Annotated in this window: 12 protein-coding genes and 1 pseudogene; 6 read left to right on the forward strand and 7 right to left on the reverse strand. The window is 66.9% G+C overall.

Annotated elements, in window-relative coordinates:
• Window positions 1-104: 104 nt before the first annotated feature.
• Genes AB5S17_RS05360 through AB5S17_RS05370 form a run of 3 tightly spaced genes read left to right on the forward strand, consistent with a single transcriptional unit; the run spans window position 105 to window position 2,728 of the window.
• Window positions 105-848: an SDR family oxidoreductase gene (locus AB5S17_RS05360; protein ID WP_369236922.1), complete on the forward strand. Its 744-nt coding sequence runs from the start codon at window positions 105-107 to the stop codon at window positions 846-848.
• Window positions 849-897: 49 nt separating this feature from the next.
• Window positions 898-1,746, forward strand: a complete 849-nt coding sequence (locus tag AB5S17_RS05365) for a fumarylacetoacetate hydrolase family protein (RefSeq protein WP_369236924.1) — start codon at window positions 898-900, stop codon at window positions 1,744-1,746.
• Between the two features lie 58 nt (window positions 1,747-1,804).
• The gene (locus tag AB5S17_RS05370; protein WP_369236926.1) at window positions 1,805-2,728 is read left to right on the forward strand and encodes an NAD(P)-dependent oxidoreductase; all 924 of its coding nucleotides are present in this window, start codon (window positions 1,805-1,807) and stop codon (window positions 2,726-2,728) included.
• A 124-nt stretch (window positions 2,729-2,852) separates the two neighbouring features.
• On the opposite strand, the pseudogene AB5S17_RS05375 reads toward AB5S17_RS05370, so the two are convergent.
• Window positions 2,853-3,430, reverse strand: a pseudogene (locus AB5S17_RS05375) (flavodoxin family protein).
• A 149-nt stretch (window positions 3,431-3,579) separates the two neighbouring features.
• On the opposite strand from AB5S17_RS05375, the gene AB5S17_RS05380 reads away from it, so the two are divergent.
• Window positions 3,580-4,491 (forward strand): LysR substrate-binding domain-containing protein, encoded by a 912-nt coding sequence (locus AB5S17_RS05380; RefSeq protein WP_369236928.1) that lies wholly within the window; start codon window positions 3,580-3,582, stop codon window positions 4,489-4,491.
• 180 nt (window positions 4,492-4,671) lie between these two features.
• Here AB5S17_RS05380 and era read toward each other — a convergent pair whose 3' ends face one another.
• The 6 genes from era to rpoZ all read right to left on the reverse strand — a co-directional run bounded on the left by era (window position 4,672) and on the right by rpoZ (window position 10,758).
• The gene (gene era, locus AB5S17_RS05385) at window positions 4,672-5,631 is read right to left on the reverse strand and encodes a GTPase Era (protein WP_369236930.1); all 960 of its coding nucleotides are present in this window, start codon (window positions 5,629-5,631) and stop codon (window positions 4,672-4,674) included.
• Window positions 5,632-6,339: a ribonuclease III gene (gene rnc, locus AB5S17_RS05390; RefSeq protein WP_369236932.1), complete on the reverse strand. Its 708-nt coding sequence runs from the start codon at window positions 6,337-6,339 to the stop codon at window positions 5,632-5,634.
• Complete coding sequence (gene lepB / locus AB5S17_RS05395; protein ID WP_369237401.1) at window positions 6,327-7,061, reverse strand: signal peptidase I; 735 nt, start codon at window positions 7,059-7,061, stop codon at window positions 6,327-6,329. Before lepB ends, rnc begins: the two co-directional genes overlap by 13 nt.
• A gap of 93 nt (window positions 7,062-7,154) precedes the next feature.
• Window positions 7,155-7,808 (reverse strand): DUF2062 domain-containing protein, encoded by a 654-nt coding sequence (locus AB5S17_RS05400; RefSeq protein ID WP_369236934.1) that lies wholly within the window; start codon window positions 7,806-7,808, stop codon window positions 7,155-7,157.
• Between the two features lie 169 nt (window positions 7,809-7,977).
• Window positions 7,978-10,209, reverse strand: coding sequence for a bifunctional (p)ppGpp synthetase/guanosine-3',5'-bis(diphosphate) 3'-pyrophosphohydrolase (locus tag AB5S17_RS05405; RefSeq protein WP_369236936.1), 2,232 nt, complete (start codon window positions 10,207-10,209; stop codon window positions 7,978-7,980).
• 126 nt (window positions 10,210-10,335) lie between these two features.
• Entirely contained in the window at window positions 10,336-10,758 is a 423-nt protein-coding gene (rpoZ, locus tag AB5S17_RS05410) for a DNA-directed RNA polymerase subunit omega (protein ID WP_369236938.1), read from the reverse strand.
• A 254-nt stretch (window positions 10,759-11,012) separates the two neighbouring features.
• On the opposite strand from rpoZ, the gene AB5S17_RS05415 reads away from it, so the two are divergent.
• Together AB5S17_RS05415 and AB5S17_RS05420 are read left to right on the forward strand one after the other, a co-directional pair.
• The gene (locus AB5S17_RS05415) at window positions 11,013-11,597 is read left to right on the forward strand and encodes an NYN domain-containing protein (RefSeq protein WP_369236940.1); all 585 of its coding nucleotides are present in this window, start codon (window positions 11,013-11,015) and stop codon (window positions 11,595-11,597) included.
• A 28-nt stretch (window positions 11,598-11,625) separates the two neighbouring features.
• The gene (locus AB5S17_RS05420; RefSeq protein WP_369236942.1) at window positions 11,626-12,312 is read left to right on the forward strand and encodes a uracil-DNA glycosylase; all 687 of its coding nucleotides are present in this window, start codon (window positions 11,626-11,628) and stop codon (window positions 12,310-12,312) included.
• The last annotated feature ends 171 nt before the right edge of the window (window positions 12,313-12,483 follow it).

Here is a 12,483-nt window from a genome sequence, read left to right on the forward strand (position 1 = left end):
CCCGGCGCACAGCGTATACATTGCGCGGCCGGCCGCGATATGCGAAGAGCGCGGAAGGGTCAGAAGGCCGGGTGGAGCCGGTCGTCCGGCGGGGAGCGAGGCCAATGAACCGCATCGATCTGGAGGGGCGCCGGGCCATCATCACCGGCGGAGCGCGCGGCATCGGCTTTGCCGCGGCGGAGCGGATTCTCTCGAGCGGCGGCGAAGCCATCCTGTGGGACGTCGACGCCGCGGCGATCGACGAAGCCCTTGCAGCGCTCGGCGGCAAGGCGAGCGGGCGCGTGGTCGAGCTGACCGACGGCGATGCGGTCGCCGCGGCCGCCGACGAAGCCGCGACGGCGGGCGCGATCGACATCCTCGTCAACAATGCCGGCATCACCGGCGGCAACGGCACGACCTGGGAACTGGACCCTGCGGTCTGGCGCAGGACCATCGAGGTGAACCTCGTCGCGCCGTTCCTGACCAGCCGGGCGATCGTGCCGCACATGCTGGAGGCCGGCTACGGCCGGATCGTCAACGTCGCCTCGATCGCCGGCAAGGAGGGCAACCCCAACGCCTCGCACTATTCCGCCTCGAAGGCGGGGCTGATCGGCCTGACGAAGTCGCTCGGCAAGGAGCTCGCCGGCGCCGGCATCCTCGTCAACTGCATCACGCCGGCCGCCGCGCGCACCGCCATCTTCGACCAGATGAGCCAGGAACACATCGACTACATGCTGTCGAAGATCCCGATGGCCCGCTTCGTCGAACCGGCCGAGGTCGCCGCGATGATCGCCTGGCTTGCCTCGGAGGACTGCTCGTTCTCGACCGGCGCCGTGTTCGACATCTCCGGCGGGCGCGCCGTGTACTGACGCACCCGCCACGCCCTTTCCAGCAACCGAACGAATGGACTGCACCTACATGAAACTCGTCCGCTACGGCCTTCCCGGCCAGGAACTGCCCGGCCTGATCGATGACGAGGGCGCGATCCGCGACCTCTCCGCCCATGTCGCCGACATCTCCGGCAGCGTCCTGTCCGACGCCGGCCTCGCCAAGCTCGCCGCGATCGACGTCGACACGCTGCCGGTGGTGGACGGCGATCCGCGGCTCGGCCCCTGCGTCGGCGACGTCTCGAAGATCCTCTGCATCGGCCTCAACTACTCCGACCACGCGGCCGAGACCGGCGCCGAGCCGCCGAGCGAGCCGATCGTCTTCACCAAGCAGCTGAACGCGCTCTGCGGCCCCAACGACGATGTCGAGATGCCGCGCGGCTCGGATGCGCTGGACTGGGAGGTCGAGCTCGCGGTGATCATCGGCAAGCGCGCCAAATACGTCTCCGAGGCCGACGCGATGAAGCATGTCGCGGGCTTCGCCGTGATGAACGACGTCTCGGAGCGGACCTTCCAGACCAAGCGCCAGGGCCAGTGGACCAAGGGCAAGAGCCACGACACCTTCGGCCCGCTCGGCCCCTGGCTCGTGACCCGCGACTCGGTCGCCGACCCGCACAACCTCGCCATGTGGCTCGACGTCAACGGCGAGCGGCGCCAGACCGGCAACACCTCGACGCTGATCTTCAACGTGCCGCACGTGATCTCGTACCTGTCGCAGTTCATGACGCTGATGCCGGGCGACGTCATCACCACCGGCACCCCGCCGGGCGTCGGCATGGGCATGAAGCCGCCGCAGTACCTCAAGGTCGGCGACGTCATGACGCTCGGCATCGACGGGCTCGGCGAGCAGCGGCAGACGGTGATCGAGGCCCGGCCCTAAGGGCCGGTCCGACACCGAAAGAGATACCGGCCGCCACCGCGGCGATGGAGAGAGCGCCATGAGCATCCGGAACGTCACCCTGATCGGCACCGGCATCATGGGCGCGCCGATGGCGCGCAACATCGCCAAGGCCGGCTTTGCCGTGACCGTCTGGAACCGGACGCGGGAAAAGGCCGAAGCGCTCTCCGACGTCGCGACGGTGGCGGACGATCCGCGACAAGCCGTCGCGAACGCCGACGCCGTCGTCACCATGGTCGACAACTCGCCCGTCGTCACCGAGATCTATTTCGGCGCGAACGGGATCGCCGAAGCCTCGCCCGAGGGCGCGATCTTCATCGACATGTCGTCGATCCAGCCTGCGGTCGCGCGGGACCATGCGGAAAAGCTCAAATCCCTCGGCCGGCGCCACATCGACGCGCCGGTCTCCGGCGGCGAGAAGGGCGCGCGCGAGGCGACGCTCGCGATCATGGCCGGCGGCAATCTCGACGACTTCCAGGACGCCGAGCCGCTGCTCGTCTCCATGGGCCGGCCGACCCTCGTCGGCGTCCACGGCGCCGGCCAGGTCGCCAAGCTCGCCAACCAGGTGATCGTCGCCGTCACCATCGGCGCGGTGTCGGAGGCGATGCTGCTCGCCCAGGAGGGCGGCTGCGATCCGGCTGCGCTGCGCAGCGCACTGATGGGCGGATTTGCCACCTCGCGCATCCTCGACCTCCACGGCGAGCGGATGACCGAGCGCAACTTCCTGCCGGGCGGCCCGCTCAGTCTGCAGCTGAAGGACATCGAAAACGCCCTGGAGGTCGCGCGCGCGGCGGGCCTGAAACTGCCGCTGACCGAACAGACACGCGACGCCTACCACGCCCTCGCCCACGACCTCGCCATGGGCCGCCACGATCACTCGGCCTATCTGCTCTGGCTGGAAGCGATCAATCCGGGCAAGCGGCTCGGCACCGGCGAGACGAAGGAGCCGGCGCGGACGGGGTGAACTTGGTCGCGAGGCGCGTTCGACAGCCCCATGAGGGGGTGACCTGCAGGGATCAAGCGCTCCAAGGACAAGCTTAGGCCCGACGACCATCAGCCTATCCTCGTCCGGAGCGATCCGGGGACGCTCAGGCGCTGACTGCGATCCCGAGCCGGCTGGCGACGTCCGCAACTCGGATGCCGTAGAGCCGGCAGGTCTCGAGGTCACCAGGAGACATCTCGTCCGGGGCGGCGTCGGCATCGCACTGGGACATCGGGCAACGTAGGAACCCATCCGGTTCAGGTCGTCGCGCCTCGATGCCTTCACGTTCGCTGGCTTCATGGCGAGGCTGACCCAGAGGCCACCGTGCTGGCCCGCGAGCAAGATGAAATACTGGAGCGTGTTCAGCTTGTCGCCGTTGATGCCGGCGCTGTTCGTGAAGCCGCCGAAAACCTTGTCCTTCCACGTCTCGGCGAACCACGGCTTCGAGGAGGTGTCGGCGAACTTTTTGAACTGCCAGCTCGGACCGCCCATGTAGGTGGGCGAGCCGAAGATGATGGCGTCGGCCTCGGCAAGGGCACGCCATTCTTCATCCGCGATGTTTCCCTCGGCATCGATCGCGATCAGCAAAGCCGACGCGCCTTCCGCGACGGCCTCCGCCACGCGTTTCGTGTGGCCATAGCCCGAGTGATAGACGACGCAGGTTGTAGCGATCGACTGGGTCATGTTGCCTCCTGTGCGCCTCGACGATCGTCGTGATGACGATGCGATCCGACGCGCTTCAATCCCGATCGATACTGTGATCTTTTAGTGCGATAAACGGCGCCCACTGGAACGCATTGTTCCTCCCGAAACAGCCAATGGAGCGTACGCAGATGCAGAACCTGGAGCCGATCCTCATCTTCATCAGGGTCGCCGAGATGGGCAGCTTCACCCGGGCGGCGGACAGCCTCGGCATCCAGAAGGGACGCGCCTCGACGGCGGTTCGCAGGCTCGAGGAGGACGTCGGCGTGAGGCTGCTGCATCGAACGACACGCAGCGTCCAGCTCACGGAAGACGGACGCGCGTTCCATACTCGTGCCCGCGACGTCCTGGCTGATGTCGACGAACTGCATTCGATGTTCGCGGGGGAAAGCGCGGCGCTCCGCGGGCGCCTGCGGATCGACCTGCCGACAGAGATGGCACGCACGACGATCGTCCCGGCCTTGCCGGATTTTCTCGCGCGCCATCCCGAACTGGAGGTGGAGCTGTCGAGCACGGACCGACAGGTCGACCTGGTCCAGGAGGGCTTCGATTGCGTCCTGCGGATCGGCCCCATCGGGGACGAGACACTGGTTGCCCGGCGGCTGGGACGGTTGCGCATGGTGAACGCTGCCAGCCCCGCCTATCTGGCCCGACAGGGCATTCCCCGGTCGATCGACGACCTGAGGCAAAAGCGGCATCGGACGATCCACTACAACCGGAAGCTCGGCGCCGAACCGTACGGATGGGAATATCCCGATGGCGCCGGCGGCACCTACGCAACGCTGCCCCTCGCGGGCGTCCTACAGGTCAACAGCGTGCAGACCTACGAGGCAGCGGGCCTTGCCGGCCTCGGGCTCATCCAGGCGGCCCTCATCGGCGTTCGGCAGCATCTGGAGGCCGGGACATTGGTGGAGATCATGCCCGATCTGCGGCCCGAGCCGCTCGACGTTTCCCTCGTCGTTGCGCACCGGAAGAACCTGTCCCGCCGCGTGCGGGCCTTCATGGATTGGACGGAGAGCGTGCTTTCGCCCTACCTGGAGTGACGTTCGGTCAGGAGGAAGCCGCGGATAGCTTTGCAACCGTCCACTCCCCCCGTGTGCTTCTCTGAAGCAGGCAGGCGCCCCCCGCGGACGCGAGTCGGATCAGGTTGCGCGCCGGCTCGGCACAGAGCGCCCCAGTCGATGCGGCGGCCACTTCCGGCTGCGCCACCCGATACAGCGCCCCTACCGCGGAAACTCCAGCCCCATCTCACGATAGCGCTCGGGGTCGTCGCTCCAGTTCTCGCGGACCTTGACGAACAGGAAGAGGTGGACCGTCTGCTCGGCCGCCTCGATGATCTCCTTGCGCGCGGCCTGGCCGATCGCCTTGATCGTCTCGCCCCTGTGGCCGATGACGATCTTCTTCTGGCTGTCGCGCTCGACATAGATCGTCTGTTCGACGCGGGCCGAGCCGTCGGGGCGGGTCTCCCACAGCTCGGTCTCGACATGGGAGGCGTAGGGCAGTTCCTGATGCAGGCGCAGGAACAGCTTCTCGCGGGTGATCTCGGCGGCGAGCTGGCGCAGCGGCAGGTCGGAGATCTGGTCCTCCGGATAGTACCACGGCCCCTCGGGAAGCTCCGCGGCGAGCCAGGCCATCAGGTCGGCGCAGCCCGAGCCGTTCAGCGCCGAGATCATGAAGACCTTGTCGAACTCGGCCCGCTCGGTGATCTCCTTGGTCAGGCCGAGCAGCTTGTCGCGCTTGATCCGGTCGACCTTGTTGAGGAGGAGCACCTTGCGGCCCGGCCGCTCGGAGAGCCGCTTCAGGATGACGTCGACCTCGTCGTTCAGCCCGCGCTCGGCGTCGACGATGGCAAGCACGATGTCGGCATCCTTGGCGCCGGACCAGGCGGTCTTCACCATCGCCCGGTCGAGCCGGCTCTTCGGCGCGAACACGCCCGGCGTGTCGACGAAGACGATCTGCGTGCGCTCGTGGATCGCGATGCCGCGCACCAGCGCCCGCGTCGTCTGCACCTTGTGGGTGACGATCGAGACCTTGGTGCCGACCAGCTGGTTGACCAGCGTCGACTTGCCGGCGTTCGGCGCGCCGATCAGCGCGACGAAGCCGGAGCGCGTCGGCGCGCTCGAGCCCTCGCCCGCTCCCGCCGTCGTCCCGTCCGCTTCCGGTCCTGTCCCGTCGCTCGTCACTCAATCATCCTTCCAGACGGCCTCGCGCCGAAGCACGCTCTCTGCCGCACTCTGTTCCGCGAGGCGCTTGGAGCGCCCCTGCCCTTGTGCCGGCTCGACGTCCGGGATGACCACCCGCACGGTGAAGACCGGCTCGTGGTCGGGTCCCGTCCGCTCGATCACCTCGTAGCGCGGCGGGGTCGGCCCCTTCTGATGCGCCCATTCCTGCAGTGCGGTCTTGGCGTCGCGCCGCGCCGAGACCGCCTCGTCCAGCCGTCCGCCCCAGTGGCGCTCGATGAAGTCGCGGGCGGTGTCCAGGCCCTCGCCGAGATAGATGGCGGCGATCAGCGACTCGACGAGGTCGGCGCGGATGTTGCGCGTGCGCTCGCCCCGCAGCTTCTTCAGGTCGCCGCCCTGACGCACGAAGTCGAAGAGGCCGATCTCGTCGGCGATTTCGGCGCAGGCCTCGGCGCTGACCAGCGCGTTCAGCCGCAGCGACAGCTCGCCCTCGTCGGCTTTCGGGAACAGGGCGAAGAGCTTCTCCGCGACGACGAGGCCGAGCACCCGGTCGCCGAGGAATTCCAGCCGCTCATAGCTCGCCTCGCCGCCGCCGCCGGACTTGAGACTGGAATGGGTCAGGGCCCGTTCGAACCGGGCCTTGTCCCGGAAGCGGATGCCGATCCGCTCCTCCAGCGCCTCGAGCGGCTTCTCCCGCGTCAGCCGAGCCATGTGAAGATGCGGGAAGGCCGCAGATCCGCCGGCCAGTTCCACAGCTCCAGCGGCGAGACGTCGTCCTTGATCGAGAAGAAGATCACCTGCGCCTTGCCGACGAAGTTCTCGAACGGCACGTAGCCGACGTCGAAACGGCTATCCAGCGAGTTGTCGCGGTTGTCGCCCATCATGAAGTAATGGCCGGGCGGCACGACGAATTCGCGGGTGTTGTCGCCCGGCGAATTGTCGCTGAGATTGAGCGTGATGTAGGATACCCCGTTCGGCAGCGTCTCCTTGAACTGCTGCACATGGGTGCCGTCTCCGGCGACGAACTCCCCGGCCGGCACGCGCGGCACCGGCTTGCCGTTGATGTAGAGGATGTCGTTCTTCACCTGGATGTGGTCGCCGGGCAGGCCGACCAGTCGCTTGATGTAGTCGACGCTCTCCTCGTGCGGCTTGCGGAAGACGACGATGTCGCCGCGATGCGGCTGCGAGGCGAGGATCCGCCCGTTGAAGATGTCGGGGGAGAACGGGAAGGAGTATTTCGAGAAGCCGTAGCTCCATTTCGAGACGAAGAGGTAGTCGCCGACGAGCAGCGTCGGCATCATCGATCCGGACGGGATCGAGAAGGGCTGGAACAGGAAGGTGCGGATCACCAGAGCGAGCAGCAGCGCCTGGATGATGACCTTCACGGTTTCGCCGAAGCCGCCCTTTTCCGTCCGTTCGGCCTGGTCGACCATGGTGCCCACTGCCTTCTGTCTCATGATTTCCTCGCGGCCACGCCGCATGGCGCCTTCTACCGGCTCGCCTTGGCCGGGGCAACTTGACGATTGCTAAACTTCGTCGGCGGCCGGGTTCGCCCCGGCCGAAGGGTGCCGGCGCAGTTCCGGGCGCTCCTTCGCCGGCGCGGACCGCCGCGCAGCGCTACGGGCGCGCCGCTCGTCGCGCAGAGAAGCCATGCGGCGCGCCCGATGCGCCTGAAAGCTGCGCGCGGCGAAGAAGACCGCCGTATAGGACAACAGACCGACCCCGAGGCCGAGCGGCACCGCCCCGATCAGCATCGGTTCGACGATCGGCTTCCAGATCGCCACGAAGTCCATATGCGCCAGCGCATGGCCGAGCTTGAGCGCCGATCGCTCCTCGATCTGGTGGCCGTGGAGGATGTACTGACCGATCTCGTAGGTGGCGCCCCAGATGAAGGGGAAGCTCGCGGGATTGCCGATCATCGTGCCAAGTGCGGCGGCGGCCATGTTGCCCGCCAGGACATAGGCGAGCGCGAAGGCCATCAGGAAGTGGAAGCCGATGAAGGGCGTGAACGACATCGCGGCCCCTGCGGCAAAGCCCGCGGCGATGGCGTGCGGCGTTGCGTTCAGCCTCAGGACGCGCTTGCGGAAATAGTGGAACGAGCGCGAGAAGGATCGGCGCGGCCAGATGATCGTCCGGATGCGGGACGCGAAGGGCTGGGGCTGGCGCCGCCTGAACAGCATGGAAGTGGCAGTCTCCGAAGGGCCGGTTCGGCCGCGATGTCGAACGTCTCGCGAGGAGAAAAGAGCATAACGGGCCGAAGGTCCAGCCGCTCGTTCGCTGAGCAGCTAACGCGCTCCACTGACCGAATTGCGGCAGGGCCGCCGTTCCGGTCGGCAAGGCTTAAGAGCGTCAGCCGTTCACCCGCGACACCTCCGAGATGCAGTCCTTGGCGCGCAGCTGCTTCAGCGTCCGGTTGAGATGCGCAAGGTCCCAGACTTCCAGCTCGATCACCATCTTCGTGAAGTCCGGCGCGGTCGAGACCATGGAGAGGTTGTGGATGTTGGCGTCGTTGACGGCGATCGTCTCGGCGATCTCCGCCAGCGATCCCGGCTCGTTGATCGCCGAGAGCATGATCCGCGCCGGAAAGCGGTTCTTCAGTGCCGCGTCGATGTCCCAGCGCACGTCGACCCAGCGGTCCGGCTGCTCGTCATAGGCGGTGAGCGCCGGCGACTGGATGGGATAGATGGTGATGCCCTTGCCGGGTTCGATGATGCCGACGATCCGATCGCCCGGCACCGCCCCGTCGGGGCCGAAATGCACCGGCATCTCGCCGCCGACGCCGCGGATCGGAATGGCGTTGGCGCCGCCGCCGCCCCTCTCCTTCTCCCTGGCCTTCGGGCGTCCCGGCACGCGGAAGATCATCCCGGCGGCGGTGCGCAGATTGAACCAGCCCTCTTCGTCGCGCCGCGGGATCGGCTTGGTGATGCGGCTGTCCTGATAGTCGGGATGGACCGCCTTCAGGACGTCGGTCGACGAGAGTTCGCCCCGGCCGACCGCGGCGAGCGCGTCCTCGATATCGCGGTGGCCGAGCTTGCCGATCAGCGGCTTCAGCGCGTCGCGCGAGAAGGTCTTGCCCGAGCGGGCGAAGGTGCGCTCGAGAATCTGCTGGCCGAGGCCGGAATACTGTCGACGGATGGAAGCACGCGTCGCCCGGCGGATGGCGGCGCGGGCCTTGCCGGTGACGGCGATGGTCTCCCAGGCCTGCGGCGGCGTCGCGCCCTTGGCGCGGATGATCTCCACCTCGTCGCCATTGGCGAGTTCCGTCATCACCGGCATGATCCGCCCGTCGATCTTGCAGCCGACGCAGCTGTCGCCGATCTCGGTGTGGACGGCATAGGCGAAGTCGATCGGCGTCGCGCCGCGCGGCAGCGCGATCAGCTGCCCCTTGGGCGTGAAGCAGAACACCTGGTCCTGGAACAACTCGAGCTTGGTGTGCTCCAGGAACTCTTCCGGATTGTCGCCGGTCGCCAGAAGCTCGATCGTGCGCCGCAGCCAGCCATAGGCGTTGGAGTCCTTCGACAGGTGGACGCGCGCGTCCTCCTCGCTGCCGAGGTCCTTGTAGACCGAATGGGCGGCAACGCCGTACTCGGCGATCTCGTGCATCTGCTGGGTGCGGATCTGCAGCTCGACGCGCTGGCGCGAGGGACCGACGATCGTCGTGTGCAGCGAGCGGTAGTCATTCTGCTTCGGTGTCGAGATGTAGTCCTTGAAGCGGCCGGGGACCATCGGCCAGGTCCGGTGGACGATGCCGAGCGTGCGGTAGCACTCCTCCTCGGTCGTCACGATCACCCGGAAGCCGAAGATGTCGGAGAGCTGCTCCAGCGACAGCGCCTTGCGCTGCATCTTGGAGAACACCGAATAAGGCTTCTTCTGGCGGCCGTAGACCTTGGCCTCGATGCCGCTTTCGGCCAGCCGCTCGGTGAGGTCGCGCTCGATCGCCGCGATACGGTCGGCATGCCGGTCGCGCAGCTCGGCCAGCCGCTGGCTGATCGTCTCGAAGGCCTCCAGGTTCACATGCCGGAAGGCGAGGTTCTCGAGTTCCTCGCGCATGTCCTGCATGCCCATGCGCCCGGCGAGCGGCGCATAGATGTCCATCGTCTCCTGGGCGATGCGGGCACGCTTCTCCGGCGCCATGTGGCCGAGCGTGCGCATGTTGTGCAGGCGGTCGGCGAGCTTGACGAGCAGGACACGGATGTCGTCGGCGATCGCCAAGAGCAGCTTGCGCAGGTTCTCCGCCTGGGCGGCCTTCTTCGAGACGAGGTCGAGCCGCTTGAGCTTGGTCAGCCCCTCGACCAGCTGGCCGATCTTCGGGCCGAAGAGCTGGTCGATCTCCTTGCGGGTGGCGTCGGTGTCCTCGATCGTGTCGTGCAGGAGCGCGACGGCGACGGTCGCCTCGTCGAGATGCATCTGCGTCAGGATCGCCGCGACTTCCAGCGGATGGGAGAAGTACGGGTCGCCGCTGGCACGCTTCTGGGCGCCATGCTTCTGCATGGCGTAGACATAGGCCCTGTTGAGCAGCGCTTCGTCGAGATCGGGCTTATAGGCCGCGACGCGCTCGACGAGCTCGTATTGACGCATCATTGTTTGCGGCGATCGCCTCAGTCTTCAAGGATCGGGAACGAAAAAGGGGCGCCACCGCCGCTGCGGTGACGCCCCTTATATAGGAACCCTAGCGGGTTAACCGAAAGTGGCGGTGAGCCGGCCCGGTCAAAAATCTTCCGTCTTTTCCGGCGGGACCAGACCCTCGATGCCGGCGAGCAGTTCGTCCTCAGACATCCGGTCGAAGGAAATCTGCTCTTCCTCCTCGCCCTGCGGCGCGGCGGCGGCTTCGGCGGGCGCCGCTTCCGCGGTGATGCGACGCTGCGGCGCGGCCGGCTGGGGCTGCTGCTCCGGCTCGTCGACCTCGACGTGCTTCTGCAGCGAGTGGATCAGATCTTCCTTCAGATCGCCGGGCGACAGCGTCTCGTCGGCGATCTCGCGCAGCGCAACGACAGGGTTCTTGTCGTTGTCGCGGTCGACGGTGATCTGCTGACCCTGCGAAATCTGCCGCGCCCTGTGGCTCGCCAGCAAAACCAGCTCGAAGCGGTTTTCGACCTTATCGACGCAATCTTCTACGGTGACACGGGCCATGCCTGTCTCCTGGCTCAACCGAATTCGATGGTGAAGCCGTTCACATAACTCTTTCGGACGCGCCCCACAAGGGCTATGATGCGCTGCAGCGCGGCATCGACCGGAGCCGACCATTGGCACGGCTCCATCGACCGCTTAGGGTCGCCGCGACTGAATCAGATATTCGGGCGCAGCCCGCCGTGTTAGACTGACGCTTCGAAGTCTCTCGCAGCCTTTCCTGCTACTGCCTCTTTACTAATGGAAGTTGTCCAATAATGTTCGATCAGCGCGAGAAAATTGCACTCTTCATCGACGGCGCCAATCTTTACGCGACATCGAAGAATCTCGGCTTCGACATCGACTACAAGAAGATGCTGGCGTTCTTCCAGCAGCATGCCTACGTCCTGAGGGCGTACTACTACACCGCGCTGATCGAGGATAACGAGTACTCCTCGATCCGGCCGCTGATAGATTGGCTAGACTACAACGGCTATCGCGTCGTCACCAAGCCGGCCAAGGAGTTCACCGACCAGACCGGCCGGCGCAAGATCAAGGGCAATATGGACATCGAGCTGGCGATCGACGCGATGGAACTCGTCGACACGGTCGATCACTTCGTCCTGTTCTCCGGCGACGGCGATTTCCGCTCGCTGGTCGAGGCGCTGCAGCGCCGCGGCCGCAAGGTGTCCGTCGTCTCCACCCTCTCGACCACGCCGCCGATGATCGCCGACGACCTGCGCCGTCAGGCCGACCACTTCATCGACCTCGCCTCGCTGAAGGGCGATGTCGGGCGCAATCCGGCCGAGCGCGAGGCGCGGCTTGCTCGCCGCGCCGAGGCGGAAGACGGCGACGACTATTGATCGGCACGCCGCCTCGATCTGACCGCGCATGATTCGATCCGCCACTAGCGGCCCTGCCGCCCGTCCCCGCTGCGCCGAGCCTGGCCGCGACTGCCCGCTCTGCCCGCGCCTCGTCGACTTCCGCGAGACCTGGCGCTCGCGCGAACCGGGCTGGCACAACGCGCCGGTGCCGAGCTTCTTGCCGGAAGGCGGGCCGGACGCCGTAAGGCTCCTCGTCGTCGGGCTGGCCCCGGGCCTTCGCGGCGCCAACCGGACCGGCCGGCCCTTCACCGGCGACTATGCCGGAGACCTCCTCTACGCCACGCTGTCCCGCTTCGGTTTCGCCAACGGCCGCTTCGACGCGCGCCCGGACGACGGGCTGGAACTGATCGGGACGGCGATCACCAACGCCGTCCGTTGCGTCCCGCCGGAGAACAAGCCGGTCGGCGCGGAGATCAACACCTGCCGCGACTTCCTCGCCGGGACGATCGGGCGCTTCGCCCATCTGCGGGCCATCGTCACGCTTGGCCGCATCGCCCACGATTCGACGGTGCGCGCGCTCGGCGCCCGCCCGAGCACGGCGCCCTTCGGTCACGGCGCGGCGGCGGATCTTAGCGGCCTGCGGATTTTCTCCAGCTACCACTGCTCGCGCTACAACACGAACACCGGCCGGCTGACCGAGGCGATGTTCGTCGACGTGTTCGATCAGGCGGCGGAGCATCTCGGCCGAGACTGACGAGCGGGTAACGCTCTTCGTTTTTCTGCAGGCCCCGGCGCGACGGCGTCGCGGCGCACCTCCATTCGCGGATCCGCCCGCGCAAGCGCAAGGCAATCCGCAGGAAGGCCGTGTCGCGCAAAATCTCGCCTCGCCAACGGGGACCGCGGCGGCTTATCTACGCCCTTAGCC

This window comes from Jiella sp. M17.18 (assembly GCF_041027365.1).
Taxonomy (GTDB): Bacteria; Pseudomonadota; Alphaproteobacteria; order Rhizobiales; family Rhizobiaceae; genus VKMB-3413.

Bases quoted from the DNA above. Each gene is read 5' to 3' on its own strand.
- AB5S17_RS05380 (WP_369236928.1), top strand. From the start codon at position 3,580: ATGCAGAACCTGGAGCCGATCCTCATCTTCATCAGGGTCGCCGAGATG.
- AB5S17_RS05360 (WP_369236922.1), top strand. From the start codon at position 105: ATGAACCGCATCGATCTGGAGGGGCGCCGGGCCATCATCACCGGCGGA.
- AB5S17_RS05370 (WP_369236926.1), top strand. From the start codon at position 1,805: ATGAGCATCCGGAACGTCACCCTGATCGGCACCGGCATCATGGGCGCG.
- AB5S17_RS05365 (WP_369236924.1), top strand. From the start codon at position 898: ATGAAACTCGTCCGCTACGGCCTTCCCGGCCAGGAACTGCCCGGCCTG.
- AB5S17_RS05415 (WP_369236940.1), top strand. From the start codon at position 11,013: ATGTTCGATCAGCGCGAGAAAATTGCACTCTTCATCGACGGCGCCAAT.
- AB5S17_RS05400 (WP_369236934.1), bottom strand. From the start codon at position 7,808: ATGCTGTTCAGGCGGCGCCAGCCCCAGCCCTTCGCGTCCCGCATCCGG.
- lepB (WP_369237401.1), bottom strand. From the start codon at position 7,061: ATGGTCGACCAGGCCGAACGGACGGAAAAGGGCGGCTTCGGCGAAACC.
- rnc (WP_369236932.1), bottom strand. From the start codon at position 6,339: ATGGCTCGGCTGACGCGGGAGAAGCCGCTCGAGGCGCTGGAGGAGCGG.
- AB5S17_RS05420 (WP_369236942.1), top strand. From the start codon at position 11,626: ATGATTCGATCCGCCACTAGCGGCCCTGCCGCCCGTCCCCGCTGCGCC.
- rpoZ (WP_369236938.1), bottom strand. From the start codon at position 10,758: ATGGCCCGTGTCACCGTAGAAGATTGCGTCGATAAGGTCGAAAACCGC.
- AB5S17_RS05405 (WP_369236936.1), bottom strand. From the start codon at position 10,209: ATGATGCGTCAATACGAGCTCGTCGAGCGCGTCGCGGCCTATAAGCCC.